The sequence below is a fragment of the Streptomyces sp. NPDC111656 genome (assembly GCF_055656965.1).
Genome location: NZ_JBVKCA010000003.1, coordinates 575,694 through 590,925, shown reverse-complemented (window position 1 = coordinate 590,925; position 15,232 = coordinate 575,694). Strand labels below are relative to the sequence as shown.

Here is a 15,232-nt window from a genome sequence, read left to right as displayed (position 1 = left end):
CCCGGGGCGAGCGGGGTACCCGTGTCGCCTACGCGCAGGCAAGCGATCGGCGACACGGAAGGAAGTGAGCCGCCATGCCCCGTGGCTCCAGTCCCAAGCGGGAACGCCAGTACGAGCACATCAAGGAGAGCGCTCTCGACCGGGGAGAGAGCAGGGAGCGCGCCGAGGAGATCGCCGCGCGCACCGTCAACAAGGAGCGCGCCCGGGCCGGCGAGTCGAAGACCGCGAGCCGCACGTCCACCGAGGACATCTCCTCCGGCAGGCGCGGCGGCCTGCGCTCCCACCAGGGTGCTCAGGGACCCACGTACGACCAGCTGTACGAGGAGGCCAAGCGCCGCGACATCCACGGCCGGTCGGACATGAACAAGGAGGAGCTGAGGCGCGCGCTGGGCGACAAGTGACCGCCCCCAGGCCTCTTCCGGCGCTGTGGGCTTAGGGCCTGTCCGGCGGATCATGCCGCAGACGCGGGGCTTGGCACGCCCATCTGCGGCGTTGTCGTCGGTCGCCATGGCTCCGCCATGACTCCCTCCTCCGCCTTGCAGCTGCACGCACCAAGCCCCGCTCACCAGCGTTGATGAGGCACGGTCCGTTTCCTGCGACTTGATCCGCCGGACAGGCCCTAGGCTCGTCGGCACCATGAACATCTCGTCGAACACCGTACCGATTCCCGCGGGTTGGCCCGCGACCGAGGAGCAGGCCCGCGCCGTGCAGGACGAACTGCGGGGGCGCGTGGTGCTCGACGAACCCGGGCCGCCGCCCGGCACCGGCAGAGTGACGGGCGTCGACGTGGCGTACGACGACGAGCGGGACGTCGTCGTGGCCGCGGCCGTCGTGCTCGACGCGGCGACCCTCGCCGTCGTCGCCGAGGCCACCGCCGTCGGACAGGTCTCCTTCCCCTACGTCCCCGGGCTGCTCGCCTTCCGCGAGATCCCGACCGTGCTGGCCGTGCTCGACGCGCTGCCGTGCGCGCCGGGTCTCGTGGTCTGCGACGGCTACGGGTTCGCCCACCCCCGCCGTTTCGGCCTCGCCAGCCACCTCGGCGTACTCACCGGGCTCCCCACGATCGGGGTGGCCAAGAACCCGTTCACCTTCTCCTACGAGGAGCCCGGCGCCCGGCGCGGCAGCGCCTCCCCGCTGCTCGCGGGCGAACCGACGGGCCCGGAGGAGGTCGGTCGGGCACTGCGCACCCAGGACGGCGTCAAGCCGGTCTTCGTCTCGGTCGGCCACCGGGTGAGCCTCGACAACGCCTGTGCGCACACCCTCGCGCTCACCCCGAAGTACCGTCTCCCGCAGACCACCCGAAGCGCGGACTCCCTGTGCCGACGGGCCCTGAAGGAGACAACTCCCTCAGGAGCCTCACCCGTTGACTGAGTGCGTGCCCTGAGTACGTGTTCTGAGTACCTGTACGGATGCGGGGGCGCCGTCATGATCGGCAGGCTGTCGGGCATGACGACGCACCGTTCCCCGAAGCCCGCCACCGGCGCCACCCAGCCCGTCGAGCGCACCGTGATGGCCGCGCTCGTCCTCTCCGTCCTCGCCGGGGTCGGCTGGATCGGCGGGATGATCTACACGGTGCTGGGCTGGCCGCTCTAAGGCCTGTCCGCCGGACAGGGCTTAGAGGACTTCCGGACGGCCCTACCGGGACGCGGCCACCCGGAACGTGATCCCCGCCCCGCGCAGCCGCTCGATGAGCGCGTCGCCCATCGCCACCGCCGTCGTGACCTGTCCGGCCGTTTCCGGCAGGTCGTCGAAGGCGAGCGACAGCGCGGACTCCGCGAACATCTTGGCGGTCTCGCCGTAGCCGGGGTCGCCGCCCGCGACCTCCGTGAACACGCGGCGCCCGCCGCCCTCGCCCACGAATCGCACCGAGAACCAGCTCTTCGCCCGCCGCGAGGCACTGGGCCCCTCGCCCGGCTTGATCCGGTCGGACAGCCAGCGCCGCGCCGGCGGCACCTGGGCCGCCGCGAACACCGCGCCGACGGCCGTGACCCCGCCCACCGCGACCGGCAGCCGTTCGACGGCCGCGTAGTGGCGGTAGCGGAAGTCGGGCCCGTAACGCTCCAGCACCCGCGCCGAACGCTGCACGATCTGGGCGTCGATGGTGGGCAGCGGCAGCGCCCATGCCCCGACCTCCTTGGCGAACCGCGGCGTGCTCAGCGGGGCGTATGCCCGCCGTCCGACCAGCCGTGGTTCGTGCCGCCCGCGATCCCGCGCCGCGGCCAGGATGTGCCGCCCGCGCGCGAACTGGGTGAGCGCGGAGGCGAACGTGCCGCCCGAGAACATCGCCTGTGCGCGGACGAAACCGTCGATCCGCAGCGGCACGTCCTCGGGCAGCTGCCGGACCGTGAAGTAGGCGCCCAGGTCGTGCGGAATCGAGTCGAAACCGCAGGCGTGCACCAGGCGGGCCCCGGTCTCCCGCGCCCGTGCGTCGTGCCGGACGTACATCAGGTCCACGAACTCGGGCTCGCCGGTGAGGTCCAGATAGTCGGTGCCCGCGTCGGCGCAGGCGGCGACCAGCTCCTCGCCATGCAGTATGTACGGCCCGACGGTCGTCGCCACCACGCGCGCGCCGCGGGCGAGTTCGCGCAGCGACGCCGGATCGGCGACATCCGCCAGGAGCACGTCGGGGGCGCCGGACAGCCGCTCCCGCAGCCGCGCCAGCTTTTCCTCGTCGCGGCCCGCGATCGCCCAGCGCAGCCCCTCGGGCGCGTGGGCGGCGAGGTACTCCGCGGTGAGGGCCCCGACGAACCCGGTGGCTCCGAAGAGCACGATGTCGTACGTGCGAGCCGTCCCGTTCAGCCTGCTCATGACACCCCATCTGTCGTGCGCGAAGCGCCGTTGTCGGTGGCTGAGGCTAGCGTGAGGTACGAGCAGCCGAACGACGAGGTCGACATAGAGGTCGGAGGTGGCCGTGGCCGTGCTGGGGAACGCACGCCGGCCGTGCGCCGGCATACGTCGCTGACGTGCCCTGTTTCATGCCCTTTCGGCATGATCCGACACCCGGGATTTAACTAAGCGCTTGCTCGCTGGGGGCTTGCCCGGCATGGAACACGTTCTTAACATCTCTGATGTCACATCAGTGGTGTCACAGTACTGGGGGCTCGATGGCAGTGGCAGGGACGCCGGCGTACGGCCCGCTGGCCGGAGTGCGCGTGGTGGAGCTGGCGGGCATCGGCCCCGGCCCGTTCGCCGCCATGCTCCTCGCCGACCTCGGCGCGGACGTCGTCCGCGTGGACCGGCCCGGCGGCACGGGGCTCCCCGTCGCCCCGGAGTACGACATCACCAACCGCAACAAGCGGTCGGTCGTGATCGACCTGAAGGCCGAGGACGGCCCCGCCCGCGTCCTCGATCTGGTCGAACGCGCGGATATCCTCGTCGAGGGCTACCGCCCCGGCGTCGCCGAGCGCCTCGGCGTCGGCCCCGAGACCTGTCACGCCCGCAACCCCCGGCTCGTCTACGGCCGGATGACCGGCTGGGGCCAGCAGGGCCCGCTCGCCTCGCGTGCCGGGCACGACATCGCGTACATCGCGCTCACCGGCACCCTCGGCATGATCGGCAGGCCGGACGAGCCGCCCACGGTCCCCGCGAACCTCGTCGGCGACTACGCGGGCGGCTCGCTCTATCTCGTCGTCGGTGTCCTCGCCGCGCTCCACCACGCACGCGCCACCGGCGCCGGGCAGGTCGTGGACACGGCGATCGTCGACGGTGCCGCGCACCTCGCCTCGATGATCCACGGCATGCTCGCCGCGGGCGGCTGGCAGGACCGGCGCGGCGCCAACCTCCTGGACGGCGGCTGCCCGTACTACGGCACGTACGAGACGGCCGACGGGAAGTACATGGCGGTGGGCGCCCTGGAGCGGCAGTTCTACGCCGAGTTCGTGGAACTGCTTGGCATCGAGGAGTACGCCGACGCCCGCAAGGACCTGGCCCGCTGGGGCGAGCTGCGCGAGGCGGTCGCCGCCCGCTTCAAGACCCGCACCAGGGACGAGTGGACCGCGGTCTTCGAGGGCTCCGACGCCTGTGTGGCCCCCGTGCTGTCGCTGCGGGAGGCCCCGGCCCACCCCCACCTCGCGGCCCGCGGCACCTTCACCGACCACGGCGGCATCACCCAGCCCGCCCCTGCACCCCGCTTCTCCCTGACCCGCACCTCTGTCCGCACGGGCCCCGCGTTGCCGGGCGCCGACACCGCGGACGTGGCCCGCGACTGGGACGTACCACGGCTGACGCGGGACGACCTCGTGAAGGACGACTCGATGAAGGACGGCGACTGATGGAGCTCTCCCTCCCGCTCGACTACGCGGGCGACCCCCGGCAGGCCGCCGACGAGGTCGCCGCCCTGGAGTCGGCGGGTCTGGACGCCGTCTGGGTCGCGGAGGCCTACGGCTTCGACGCGCCCACGATCATGGGCTATCTGGCCGCCCGCACCGAGCGCATGAAGATCGGCTCCGGGATCCTCAACGTCTACTCGCGCACTCCGGCGCTCCTCGCGCAGACCGCCGCCGGACTCGACGCGATCTCGGGCGGCCGCGCCATGCTGGGGCTCGGTGCCTCGGGCCCGCAGGTCGTCGAGGGCTGGCACGGGAAGGCGTACGACAAGCCGTTGGGCCGCACCCGCGAGGCCATCGAGCTGACCCGCCGCATCCTGCGCCGCGAGGTCATCGACCACCACGGCATCACCGACATGCCCCGCCCCGGCGGCCTGGGCAAGCCCCTGAAGCTCCTCACCAAGCCGGTGCGCCCCGACATCCCGCTGTACGTGGCCTCCCTGGGCCCCGCCAACGTCCGGATGACCGCCGAACTCGCCGACGGCTGGCTGCCCACGCTCTTCATCCCGGAGAAGGCCCACCAGGTGTGGGGCGGCCCCCTCGCGGAGGGCGCCGCACTGCGGGACCCGGCGCTCGGCCCGCTGCGGACCGTCGCGGGCGGCCTGCTCGCCATCGGCGAGGACGCGGCGGCCGTACGGGAGCTCGCGCGCCCCAAAATCGCCCTCTACGTAGGCGGCATGGGCGCCCCCGGCAAGAACTTCTACAACGACCTCGCGGTGGCCTACGGCTACGAGAAGGAGGCCCGGCTCATCCAGGAGCTGTACCTCTCCGGTCGGAAGAAGGAGGCCGAGGCCGCCGTACCGGCCGAGTTCTGCGAGCTGATCTCGCTGTGCGGGCCGGAGAGCTATGTGCGCGAGCGTGTCGAGACCTTCCGGGAGGCCGGGGTCGACACGCTCAACATCACTCCCGTGGGGCCGGAGCCGGCCCGGCTGGTCGAGACCGTCAAGAGCTGGCTCTAGGAGGGCATTCGCGCATGAAGCGGCAGATTTTCGGCGCCGAGCACGACGCGTTCCGGGAGACCGTGCGCACCTTCCTCGCCAAGGAGGTGACGCCGTACTACGAACAGTGGGAGAAGGACGGCATCGTCTCGCGCGAGGCCTGGCGCGCCGCAGGGAAACAGGGGCTGCTCGGCCTCGCCGTACCGGAGGAGTACGGAGGCGGCGGCAACGCCGACTTCCGTTACAGCGCGGTACTCGCCGAGGAGTTCACGCGCGCGGGGGCCGCCGGTCTCGCCCTCGGGCTGCACAACGACATCATCGGGCCATATCTGACGGACCTGGCCACCGAGGAGCAGAAGCGGCGCTGGCTGCCCGGGTTCTGCGACGGTTCACTCATCACGGCGATCGCGATGACCGAGCCCGGCGCCGGATCCGACCTCCAGGGCATCAGGACGCACGCCGAGGACCGGGGCGACCACTGGCTGCTCAACGGCTCCAAGACCTTCATCTCGAACGGGATCCTCGCCGACCTGGTGATCGTCGTCGCGAAGACGACCCCGGAGGGCGGCGCCCACGGTCTGTCTCTGCTCGTCGTCGAGCGCGGCATGGCAGGCTTCGAGCGTGGCCGCAATCTCGACAAGATCGGGCAGAAGGCGCAGGACACGGCCGAGCTGTTCTTCCACGACGTACGCGTCCCCAAGGAGAACCTGCTCGGGGAGCTCAACGGCGCCTTCGTGCACCTCATGACGAACCTCGCGCAGGAACGCATGGGCATCGCCGTCGCCGGGATCGCGGCGGCCGAGTACCTGCTGGAGATCACCACCCAGTACGTCAAGGAGCGCGAGGCCTTCGGACGCCCGCTGTCCAAGCTCCAGCACATCCGCTTCGAGATAGCCGAGATGGCGACCGAGTGCGCCGTCACCCGTACGTTCCTCGACCGCTGCGTCGTCGACCACACGAACGGCGAACTCGACGCCGTGCACGCCTCGATGGCCAAGTGGTGGGCCACCGAACTGCAAAAACGCGTCGCGGACCGCTGCCTCCAGCTGCACGGCGGCTACGGCTACATGACGGAGTACCGCGTCGCCAGGGCCTTCGTCGACGGCCGCATCCAGACCATCTACGGCGGGACCACAGAGATCATGAAGGAGATCATCGGCCGCTCCCTGCTCGGCTGATCCTCCGCACCCTCCCCGAAAGGCTTATCAGTGAGCACCGAAGCGTACGTGTACGACGCGATCCGCACCCCGCGCGGGCGCGGCAAGGCGAACGGCGCCCTGCACGGCACCAAGCCCATCGACCTGGTCGTCGGCCTCATCCACGAGATCCAGCGCCGCTTGCCGGGCCTGGACCCGGCCGCGATCGACGACATCGTGCTCGGTGTCGTGGGCCCGGTCGGCGACCAGGGCTCCGACATCGCGCGAATCGCCGCGATCGCCGCAGGACTGCCCGACACGGTCGCCGGCGTCCAGGAGAACCGCTTCTGTGCCTCGGGCCTGGAAGCCGTCAACCTGGCCGCGATGAAGGTCCGCTCCGGCTGGGAGGACCTGGTGCTCGCGGGCGGCGTCGAGTCGATGTCCCGTGTGCCCATGGCCTCGGACGGCGGCGCCTGGTTCGCCGACCCGATGACCAACATCGCCACCAACTTCGTGCCGCAGGGCATCGGCGCCGACCTCATCGCCACCATCGAGGGCTTCTCCCGGCGGGACGTCGACGAGTACGCGGCCCTCTCCCAGGAGCGCGCGGCCGCCGCCTGGAAGGACGGCCGCTTCGAGAAGTCCGTCGTCCCCGTGAAGGACCGCAGCGGGCTCGTCGTCCTCGACCACGACGAGCACATGCGCCCCGGCACCACCGCCGACTCGCTCGGCAAGCTGAAGGCCTCGTTCGCGGACATCGGCGAGCTGGGCGGCTTCGACGCCGTGGCGCTGCAGAAGTACCACTGGGTCGAGGAGATCGACCACGTCCACCACGCGGGCAACTCCTCCGGCATCGTCGACGGCGCCTCCCTGGTCGCCATCGGCTCCAAGGAGGTCGGCGAGCGCCACGGCCTCACCCCGCGCGCGCGGATCGTCGCCGCCGCCGTCTCCGGCTCCGAGCCCACCATCATGCTCACCGGCCCGGCGCCCGCGACCCGCAAGGCGCTCGCCAAGGCCGGGCTGACCATCGACGACATCGACCTCGTGGAGATCAACGAGGCCTTCGCCGCGGTCGTCCTGCGTTTCGTGAAGGACATGGGCCTCTCCCTCGACAAGGTCAACGTCAACGGCGGCGCGATCGCGCTCGGCCACCCGCTCGGCGCCACCGGCGCGATGATCCTCGGCAGCCTCGTCGACGAACTGGAGCGCCAGGACAAGCGCTACGGCCTCGCCACGCTGTGCGTGGGCGGCGGCATGGGCATCGCGACCATCGTCGAGCGCCTGTAACCCCCGGCGGGACCCCCAGACTTCCACGGCTTAAACGGCTTCTACGGAGACCCTCCTCATGACCGAGAGCACCACCATCCGCTGGGAACAGGACGAGACCGGTGTCGTCACCCTCGTCCTCGACGACCCCAACCAGTCCGCCAACACCATGAACCAGGCCTTCAAGGACTCGATCGCGGCGATCGCCGAACGCGCCGAGACCGAGAAGGACTCCATCCGGGGCATCATCTACACCTCCGCCAAGAAGACCTTCTTCGCGGGCGGCGACCTCAAGGACATGATCAAGGCAGGTCCGGAGAACGCCCAGGACGCCTTCGACACCGGCATGGCCATCAAGTCCTCCCTGCGCCGCATCGAGACCCTGGGCAAGCCGGTCGTGGCCGCCATCAACGGCGCGGCCCTCGGCGGCGGCTACGAGATCGCCCTCGCCTCCCACCACCGCGTCGCCCTCGACGCCCCCGGCTCCAAGATCGGCCTGCCCGAGGTCACCCTCGGCCTGCTGCCCGCGGGCGGCGGCGTCACCCGCACCGTCCGCCTCATGGGCATCACCGACGCGCTGCTGAAGGTGCTCCTCCAGGGCACCCAGTACTCCCCGCAGCGGGCCCTGGAGAACGGGCTCGTCCACGAAGTGGCGGCCACCTCCGAGGAGATGCTCGCCAAGGCGCGCGCCTTCATCGACGCCAACCCCGAGTCGCGGCAGCCCTGGGACAAGCCCGGCTACAAGATCCCGGGCGGCACGCCGTCGAACCCGAAGTTCGCCGCCAACCTGCCCGCCTTCCCGGCCAACCTGAGGAAGCAGCTGAACGGCGCCCCCTACCCGGCCCCGCGCAACATCATGGCCGCCGCCGTCGAGGGCTCCCAGGTCGACTTCGAGACCGCGCAGACCATTGAGGCCCGCTACTTCACCGAGCTGGTCACCGGGCAGACCTCGAAGAACATGATCCAGGCGTTCTTCTTCGACCTCCAGGCGGTCAACTCCGGCGCCAACCGCCCCCAGGGCATCGAACCGCGCAAGGTCCGCAAGGTCGCCGTCCTCGGGGCGGGGATGATGGGCGCGGGCATCGCCTACTCCTGCGCCCGCGCCGGCATCGACGTCGTCCTGAAGGATGTGTCGGCGGAGGCGGCGGCCAAGGGCAAGGCCTACTCCGAGAAGCTCTGCGCGAAGGCCGTCTCCCGGGGCCGTACGACGCAGGAGAAGGCCGACGAACTGCTCGCCCGCATCACGCCCACCGCCGACCCGAACGACCTGGCCGGCTGCGACGCCGTGATCGAGGCCGTCTTCGAGGACACGGCCCTCAAGCACAAGGTGTTCCAGGAGATCCAGAACGTCGTCGAGCCCGACGCGCTGCTGTGCTCCAACACCTCGACCCTGCCGATCACCGTGCTCGCCGAGGGTGTGGAGCGGCAGGACGACTTCATCGGACTGCACTTCTTCTCGCCCGTCGACAAGATGCCGCTCGTCGAGATCATCAAGGGCGATCGGAGCGGCGACGAGGCACTGGCGCGCGCCTTCGACCTCGTACGGCAGATCAAGAAGACCCCGATCGTCGTCAACGACTCGCGCGGCTTCTTCACCTCCCGCGTCATCGGCCACTTCATCAACGAGGGCGTCGCGATGGTCGGCGAGGGCATCGAGCCCGCCTCCGTCGAGCAGGCGGCGGCCCAGGCGGGCTACCCGGCCAAGGTCCTCTCCCTGATGGACGAGCTGACGCTCACCCTGCCGCGCAAGATCCGCAAGGAGTCCAGGCAGGCCGTCGAGGAGGCGGGCGGCACCTGGCAGACGCACCCGGCGGAGGCGGTCATCGACCGCATGGTCGACGAGTTCGGCCGCACCGGACGCAGCGGCGGCGCGGGCTTCTACGAGTACGGCGCGGACGGCAAGCGCGGCAAGCTCTGGCCCGGCCTGCGCGAGCACTACACCAAGCCCGGCCACGAGATCCCGTTCAAGGACATGCAGGAGCGCATGCTCTTCTCCGAGGCGCTGGACACCGTCCGGCTGCTGGAGGAGGGCGTGCTGACGTCCGTCGCCGACGCCAACATCGGGTCCATCTTCGGGATCGGCTTCCCGGGCTGGACCGGCGGCGTGCTCCAGTACATCAACGGCTACGACGGAGGTCTGTCCGGATTCGTGGCACGCGCGCGTGAACTCGCCGAGCGCTACGGGGAGCGGTTCACGCCGCCCGCGCTGCTCGTCGAGAAGGCGGAGAAGGGCGAGAGGTTCAGCGACAGCTGACGTAGCGCAGAGCAGGCGGCGCGCGGGTGTGGCTCAAGGAGTCTTCAGCGGCTCAGGACTCCTTGAGCCACTCCCGCAGCTCCGCCTTCAGGGAGCGCTGGAACGTGGTCAGCAGCGCCTGCACCACCAGCGGCTGCATGTGGGCCGACAGGGACTTCACCGCCGCCACCGACTCGTGCTCGCCCACCGCCGCGCGCAGCAACGCGGACAGCTCGCGTGCCGCCGCGCGGGAGTGCTCCAGCAGGACGCCGCGCGCGGCGAGGATCGACTCGTGCGCGAGCGGTACGTCGAGGAGCTGGACGCCGAGCGCCAGCAGCGCCGGGTCCACGCGGAAGGAGTCCGGGGAGCCCGGGGAGTCCGAGCCGTCCAAGCTGTCGGATGTGCCCTCGGCCCGCTCGATGATGTTCATCGCGACCAGCCGCTCCAGGTCCTCTTCGCCCAGGCGGCGGCCCGCCCGCCGTTCCAGTTCCTCGCGTGTCACGTCCTCCGCCGCGTCCGGCGCCCAGGAGGCGACCACGGCACGGTGAAGGGCGAGATCCCGGGCGCTCAGGTCGGCCGGCAGCTGCTGGAGATGGCGTTCGATCGCGGCCAGCGTCATGCCCTGGCGCTGCAGCTCCTCGATGAGCGCGAGCCGGGCCAGATGCTCCTGGCTGTAGTGCCCCACCCGGCGGGGTCCGATCACGGGCGGCGGGAGCAGCCCCTTGGAACTGTAGAAGCGGACCGTACGGACCGTGACGCCCGCGCGTGCCGCCAGCTCGTCGACCGTGAGCGTCGGCTCCTCGGTGTCCGTCGTCATGGCAGGTCCTCGCCCCTTCGATGGTGCAGCGATCAGGTGCAACAGTATTGCTGTCTCACCGGTCCTGTGAAAGCGCTGTCGACGAGTTCTGCACCCTTTGATCACCATGTGAGATGTTCCGCGGTGTGAGCTGTGCCATCGCATCGGGGGGATCCCTCGGGGAAGGTGGCTCCTTGGTCTGCGCCGCGTCAGGGGTGGAGCGGGCCGAGGCACATCCGGAAACCCGCGTACTCGGTGCGTGGGCGCACCAGAGAGTAGATCCACGCGTGAGCAAGGACGCCGTAGACACGGCCAAGGCCGCATCCCGCACCGACGCGGCCCGCACGCCCGCGGACGCGGGTGACGCCGGTTACAGCAAGGACCTCAAGGCCCGCCACGTCAACATGATCGCCATCGGCGGCGCGATCGGCACCGGACTCTTCCTCGGCGCCGGCGGCCGCCTCCACAGCGCGGGACCCGCGCTGGCGATCGCCTACCTCGTCTGCGGAGTCTTCGCCTTCTTCGTCGTGCGCGCGCTCGGCGAGCTGGTCCTCTACCGGCCGTCCTCCGGGTCCTTCGTGTCGTACGCGCGCGAGTTCCTCGGCGAGAAGGGCGCGTACGTCGCCGGGTGGATGTACTTCCTCAACTGGTCGACGACCGGCATCGCCGACATCACCGCGATCGCGCTCTACACGCACTACTGGAGCTTCTTCACCGACATCCCGCAGTGGGTGCTGGCGCTGATCGCCCTCGCGGTGGTCCTCGCCGTCAACCTGATCTCGGTGAAGATCTTCGGCGAGATGGAGTTCTGGTTCGCGATCGTCAAGGTCGCCACCCTCGTCTCCTTCATGCTGGTCGGCATCTTCCTGCTGGCCACGCACCACGACGTGGGCGGCCAGAAGCCCGGCCTGAGCGTCATCACGGACCACGGCGGTCTGCTCCCGCACGGGATCATGCCGGTCGTCCTGGTGATGCAGGGCGTGATCTTCGCGTACGCGGCCCTGGAGCTGGTCGGCGTCGCCGCGGGCGAGACCGCCGAGCCGGAGAAGGTCGTCCCGCGCGCGGTGAACTCGATCATGTGGCGCGTGGGCCTGTTCTACGTCGGCTCGGTCGTGCTGCTCGCGCTGCTGCTGCCCGGGTCGGTCTACTCGGCCGACGAGAGCCCCTTCGTCACCGTCCTGTCGAAGATCGGCGTCCAGGGTGCCGGTGACGTCATGAACCTGGTCGTCCTCACCGCGGCCATGTCGTCCCTGAACTCCGGCCTGTACTCCACCGGACGCATCCTGCGCTCCATGGCGATGGCGGGCTCCGCGCCCCGGTTCACCGCGAAGATGAACCGCAACCAGGTCCCGTACGGCGGCATCCTGCTCACCTGCGCGGTGTGTGTGCTCGGCGTCGGCCTGAACTACCTCATGCCCAGCCAGGCCTTCGAGATCGTCCTGAACGTGGCGTCCCTGGGCATCATCAGCACCTGGGTGATCATCATGGTCTGTCACCTGGTGTTCGTCCGCCGCGCCAAGGAGGGCCTGGTCAGCCGCCCGTCCTTCCGGCTCCCCGGCAGCCCCGTGACCGAGATCGTCACCATCGCCTTCCTGCTGGCCGTGCTCGGCCTGATGGGGAACGACCCCGAGGTCGGCCGCAAGACCCTGCTCCTCATCCCGGTGATCGCGGCCCTGTTGGTCGGCGGCTGGTTCGCGATCCGCCACCGGGTCTCGAGGGCCACGGACCAGGAACTGAGCGAGCTGACGAAGTAGCAGGTCGGACGCCGTTGTCAGTGGCGGCGCCTACGGTGGCGTCATGTCGGGGATCACGTATGTCCGGGGTGACGCCACCGTTCCGTCGGTCAAGGGCGTCAAGCTGATCGTCCATGTCTGCAATGACATCGGGGGCTGGGGGAAGGGCTTCGTCCTTGCCCTCTCCCGCCGCTGGCCCGAGCCGGAGGCGGCGTACCGGGCGTGGCACCGGGACCGGGCGCACAACGACTTCGGGCTGGGCGCGACCCAGTTCGTCCAGGTCGAGAAGTACGTGTGGGTGGCGAACCTGATAGGCCAGCGGGGCATCAGGACGGGCAGCAAGGGGGTCCCCGTCCGCTACGAGGCGATCGATGCGGGCCTCGCCCACGTGGAAACCAAGGCCGCCGAACTCGACGCGTCCGTCCACATGCCCCGCATCGGCTGCGGTCTGGCCGGCGGCAACTGGTCCCGGGTGGAGCCGCTCGTCATGCGACGGCTGGCGGAGCGGGGGGTGGCGGTGACGGTGTACGACCACGGGGAGTGAGCGGGACCCGAAGGGTGAGTGCGCGGTTTCGCGCGCCGACGGCGGGCCGCCGGAGTCGGTCGGAGGGGCTGTTTTCGGTCAACTCTGGCGCAGATGCGCGTTGGTTCGCACGCATGAGCGGGTAAGTCACGGCCATGGAACTCATCCCCTACCCGATAGGTCCACTCAACCCGAAGGTTCAGGACCTGGGCTACGCCCTGGCGCTGTTCGCCTTCATCTACGTGCTCGTCGCCCGCGTGCTCCCGCGGATGAACCGGGCGCTCGAACTGCGGGACGACGCGATCAACGGCGCCAAGGAGCGCGCCGAAGCCGTGCGCGCCCGCGCCGAGAGTGAGCGTCTCGGGACCGAGGCCCTGTTGGCCGAGGCTCGCCACGAAGCCGCCCGCGTCCGTCAGCAGGCCCTCGAACAGGGCTCCGCCCTGATCGCCGAGGCCCGCGCGGACGGGCAGCGCGAACGTGACGCCGTGGTGGCCGACGGTCGCGCCCGCATCGAGTCCGAGTGCGCGGCGGCCGACGCCGAACTCCGTATGTCCGTATCGGAGTTGGCCTCGGAGCTGGCGAGCCGCATCGTGGGCGAGCGGATCGCGGCCCCGGTGGAGCAGGGCAACTGACGCCCGTACGTGAACGGCCCCCACTCGCCCGCCCCGGAAAGGGAGAGGGGCGGGCGAGTGGGCGAAGGCCTCGCTGAGGGGCCCGCTGCGCCGGTTCAGCCGGAGTGGACGGAATCGGTCGCCGCGATCTTCTTCCACGACCTCGGTCGCGCCGGAGCCCCCGCCGTGGCCGGAGCCACCGCGATCGACGCACCCCGCGCCGCGGCCGTCGCCGGCTTCGACGGCTCGAACAGCCAGGTGTCGAAGAGCGTGGCGAGCGACTTGCCCGACACCTTCTCCGCGTACTTCTGGAAGTCCCCGACCGACGCGTTCCCGTACGCGTGCTCCCGCGGCCACCCGTTCAGGATGGCGAAGAACGTGTCGTCCCCGACCTCGTTGCGCAGCGCCTGCACCGCCACCGCCCCCCGGTCGTAGACCGCGGTGTCGAACTGGTTGTCCGGACCGGGGTCGCCCGGCGCGACCTTCCAGAAGGCGTCGTCCGCCGGATGCGAGGCGTACACGTAGTCCGCGAGCTCCTGCGCCGTCCCCTCACCCTCGTGCTCGGACCACAGCCACTGCGCGTACCGCGCGAAGCCCTCGTTGATCCAGATGTCCTTCCAGCCCTTCAGGGACACGTCGTCGCCGTACCACTGGTGCGCCAGCTCATGGACGACCACGGAGGTGTTGGAGCCGTTCGCGAACTGCCGGGGGCTGTAGTAGACGCGGGTCTGGGTCTCCAGCGCGTACCCGGTGGTGGTGTTCGGCACGTATCCGCCCACCGAGCTGAAGGGGTACGGGCCGAAGTAGCCGGTCAGCCAGTCGACGATCTCCCCGGTCCGCTCGACGCTCGCCCGCGCGGCCCCGTCGTTGTCGCCGAGGTCCTTGCTGTACGCGTTGACGACCGGGACGCCGCCTGCCGTCGTGCCCGTCGTGATGTCGAACTTCCCGATGGCGAGCGTGGCGAGATAGGTCGCCTGCGGCTTGTTGGACCGCCAGTTGTAGCGGGTCCAGCCGAGTCGTGAACTCGTCGACTGGAGCGTGCCGTTGGAGATCGCCTGCGTACCGTCCGGCACGGCCACCGAGACGTCGTACGTGGCCTTGTCGCTCGGATGGTCGTTGCTGGGGAACCACCACCAGGCCGACTCGGGCTCGTCCGCCGCGACGGCCCCGTCCGCAGTGCGGTGCCAGGTCGAGAAGCCGTACGCGCTCTTCGTCGAGGGCACCCCGCTGTAACGGACGACGACCGTGACGGGCGTGCCCTTGGGCAGCGGAGTCGCCGGGGTGATCTCCAGCTCGTGCTGACCCGAGGTGGTGAACGAGGCCTTCGCCCCGTTGACCCGCACCTCGCTCACGTCGAGCAGGAAGTCGAGGTCGAAGCGTGAGAGGTCCTGCGTGGTGGTGGCCAGGACGGTCGCCGTTCCCTGCAACTCGTCGGTGGCCGGCTGGTACTGGAGCCGCAGGTCGTAGTGCGAGACGTCGTATCCGCCGTTGCCGTAGGCCGGGTAGTAGGGGTCGCCGATACCGGGCGCCCCGGGGGTGTAGTCCGCCGCCGATGCCGGGATCGCCAGCAGCAAGGAGACGGCGAGCGCGCCCGGGGCGATGAGTCTGCGGTGCACGGAGAGCTCCAAGTCATGGGGGAACGAGGACGGTTCGGAGCCTATTGACTCCCTG

The 15,232-nt window shown here is 70.4% G+C and carries 14 protein-coding genes; 11 read left to right on the top strand and 3 right to left on the bottom strand.

Annotated elements, in window-relative coordinates; translation table 11 throughout:
* Positions 1-74 precede the first annotated feature (74 nt).
* From ACZ7M3_RS12900 to mmpA, 3 genes are all read left to right on the top strand, one after another.
* Positions 75-401: a plasmid stabilization protein gene (locus ACZ7M3_RS12900; RefSeq protein ID WP_067361390.1), complete on the top strand. Its 327-nt coding sequence runs from the start codon at positions 75-77 to the stop codon at positions 399-401.
* Positions 402-636: 235 nt separating this feature from the next.
* Positions 637-1,371, top strand: a complete 735-nt coding sequence (locus ACZ7M3_RS12895) for an endonuclease V (protein ID WP_472062934.1) — start codon at positions 637-639, stop codon at positions 1,369-1,371.
* Between the two features lie 75 nt (positions 1,372-1,446).
* Positions 1,447-1,593 carry a morphogenic membrane protein MmpA gene (mmpA, locus tag ACZ7M3_RS12890; protein ID WP_162489330.1) on the top strand — a complete coding sequence of 49 codons (147 nt, stop codon included), beginning with the start codon at positions 1,447-1,449 and terminating at the stop codon, positions 1,591-1,593.
* Positions 1,594-1,635: 42 nt separating this feature from the next.
* On the opposite strand, the gene ACZ7M3_RS12885 is transcribed toward mmpA, so the two are convergent.
* Complete coding sequence (locus ACZ7M3_RS12885) at positions 1,636-2,808, bottom strand: saccharopine dehydrogenase family protein (RefSeq protein WP_452975063.1); 1,173 nt, start codon at positions 2,806-2,808, stop codon at positions 1,636-1,638.
* A 296-nt stretch (positions 2,809-3,104) separates the two neighbouring features.
* Here ACZ7M3_RS12885 and ACZ7M3_RS12880 point away from each other — a divergent pair, with 296 nt between their 5' ends.
* The 5 genes from ACZ7M3_RS12880 to ACZ7M3_RS12860 are packed head-to-tail and all read left to right on the top strand — an operon-like array spanning position 3,105 to position 9,919.
* Complete coding sequence (locus tag ACZ7M3_RS12880) at positions 3,105-4,271, top strand: CaiB/BaiF CoA transferase family protein (protein WP_472062931.1); 1,167 nt, start codon at positions 3,105-3,107, stop codon at positions 4,269-4,271.
* Positions 4,271-5,284 (top strand): LLM class F420-dependent oxidoreductase, encoded by a 1,014-nt coding sequence (locus ACZ7M3_RS12875; RefSeq protein ID WP_472062929.1) that lies wholly within the window; start codon positions 4,271-4,273, stop codon positions 5,282-5,284. The genes ACZ7M3_RS12880 and ACZ7M3_RS12875 overlap by 1 nt, the downstream gene beginning before the upstream one ends.
* Before the next feature lie 14 nt (positions 5,285-5,298).
* Complete coding sequence (locus ACZ7M3_RS12870) at positions 5,299-6,441, top strand: acyl-CoA dehydrogenase family protein (RefSeq protein ID WP_388526724.1); 1,143 nt, start codon at positions 5,299-5,301, stop codon at positions 6,439-6,441.
* Between the two features lie 30 nt (positions 6,442-6,471).
* Positions 6,472-7,686, top strand: a complete 1,215-nt coding sequence (locus ACZ7M3_RS12865) for an acetyl-CoA C-acetyltransferase (protein ID WP_351298897.1) — start codon at positions 6,472-6,474, stop codon at positions 7,684-7,686.
* A gap of 58 nt (positions 7,687-7,744) precedes the next feature.
* On the top strand, positions 7,745-9,919 hold the full coding sequence (locus tag ACZ7M3_RS12860; RefSeq protein WP_472062926.1) for a 3-hydroxyacyl-CoA dehydrogenase NAD-binding domain-containing protein: 2,175 nt from the start codon (positions 7,745-7,747) through the stop codon (positions 9,917-9,919).
* Positions 9,920-9,971: 52 nt separating this feature from the next.
* Here ACZ7M3_RS12860 and ACZ7M3_RS12855 read toward each other — a convergent pair whose 3' ends face one another.
* On the bottom strand, positions 9,972-10,715 hold the full coding sequence (locus ACZ7M3_RS12855) for a MerR family transcriptional regulator (RefSeq protein ID WP_472062924.1): 744 nt from the start codon (positions 10,713-10,715) through the stop codon (positions 9,972-9,974).
* Positions 10,716-10,981: 266 nt separating this feature from the next.
* Here ACZ7M3_RS12855 and ACZ7M3_RS12850 point away from each other — a divergent pair, with 266 nt between their 5' ends.
* The 3 genes from ACZ7M3_RS12850 to ACZ7M3_RS12840 all read left to right on the top strand — a co-directional run bounded on the left by ACZ7M3_RS12850 (position 10,982) and on the right by ACZ7M3_RS12840 (position 13,582).
* Positions 10,982-12,448, top strand: a complete 1,467-nt coding sequence (locus tag ACZ7M3_RS12850) for an amino acid permease (RefSeq protein ID WP_472062922.1) — start codon at positions 10,982-10,984, stop codon at positions 12,446-12,448.
* A 43-nt stretch (positions 12,449-12,491) separates the two neighbouring features.
* Complete coding sequence (locus ACZ7M3_RS12845; RefSeq protein ID WP_472062920.1) at positions 12,492-12,971, top strand: macro domain-containing protein; 480 nt, start codon at positions 12,492-12,494, stop codon at positions 12,969-12,971.
* Positions 12,972-13,105: 134 nt separating this feature from the next.
* Complete coding sequence (locus ACZ7M3_RS12840; RefSeq protein ID WP_472062918.1) at positions 13,106-13,582, top strand: F0F1 ATP synthase subunit B family protein; 477 nt, start codon at positions 13,106-13,108, stop codon at positions 13,580-13,582.
* Between the two features lie 95 nt (positions 13,583-13,677).
* Here the strand turns inward: ACZ7M3_RS12840 and ACZ7M3_RS12835 are convergent, their stop codons facing one another.
* On the bottom strand, positions 13,678-15,177 hold the full coding sequence (locus ACZ7M3_RS12835) for a M1 family metallopeptidase (RefSeq protein WP_472062916.1): 1,500 nt from the start codon (positions 15,175-15,177) through the stop codon (positions 13,678-13,680).
* Positions 15,178-15,232: the final 55 nt, after the last annotated feature.

Coding starts and splice junctions, on each gene's coding strand:
- ACZ7M3_RS12900 (WP_067361390.1), top strand. CDS start 75: ATGCCCCGTGGCTCCAGTCCCAAGCGGGAACGCCAGTACGAGCACATC.
- ACZ7M3_RS12895 (WP_472062934.1), top strand. CDS start 637: ATGAACATCTCGTCGAACACCGTACCGATTCCCGCGGGTTGGCCCGCG.
- mmpA (WP_162489330.1), top strand. CDS start 1,447: ATGACGACGCACCGTTCCCCGAAGCCCGCCACCGGCGCCACCCAGCCC.
- ACZ7M3_RS12885 (WP_452975063.1), bottom strand. CDS start 2,808: ATGAGCAGGCTGAACGGGACGGCTCGCACGTACGACATCGTGCTCTTC.
- ACZ7M3_RS12880 (WP_472062931.1), top strand. CDS start 3,105: ATGGCAGTGGCAGGGACGCCGGCGTACGGCCCGCTGGCCGGAGTGCGC.
- ACZ7M3_RS12875 (WP_472062929.1), top strand. CDS start 4,271: ATGGAGCTCTCCCTCCCGCTCGACTACGCGGGCGACCCCCGGCAGGCC.
- ACZ7M3_RS12870 (WP_388526724.1), top strand. CDS start 5,299: ATGAAGCGGCAGATTTTCGGCGCCGAGCACGACGCGTTCCGGGAGACC.
- ACZ7M3_RS12860 (WP_472062926.1), top strand. CDS start 7,745: ATGACCGAGAGCACCACCATCCGCTGGGAACAGGACGAGACCGGTGTC.
- ACZ7M3_RS12855 (WP_472062924.1), bottom strand. CDS start 10,715: ATGACGACGGACACCGAGGAGCCGACGCTCACGGTCGACGAGCTGGCG.
- ACZ7M3_RS12845 (WP_472062920.1), top strand. CDS start 12,492: ATGTCGGGGATCACGTATGTCCGGGGTGACGCCACCGTTCCGTCGGTC.
- ACZ7M3_RS12840 (WP_472062918.1), top strand. CDS start 13,106: ATGGAACTCATCCCCTACCCGATAGGTCCACTCAACCCGAAGGTTCAG.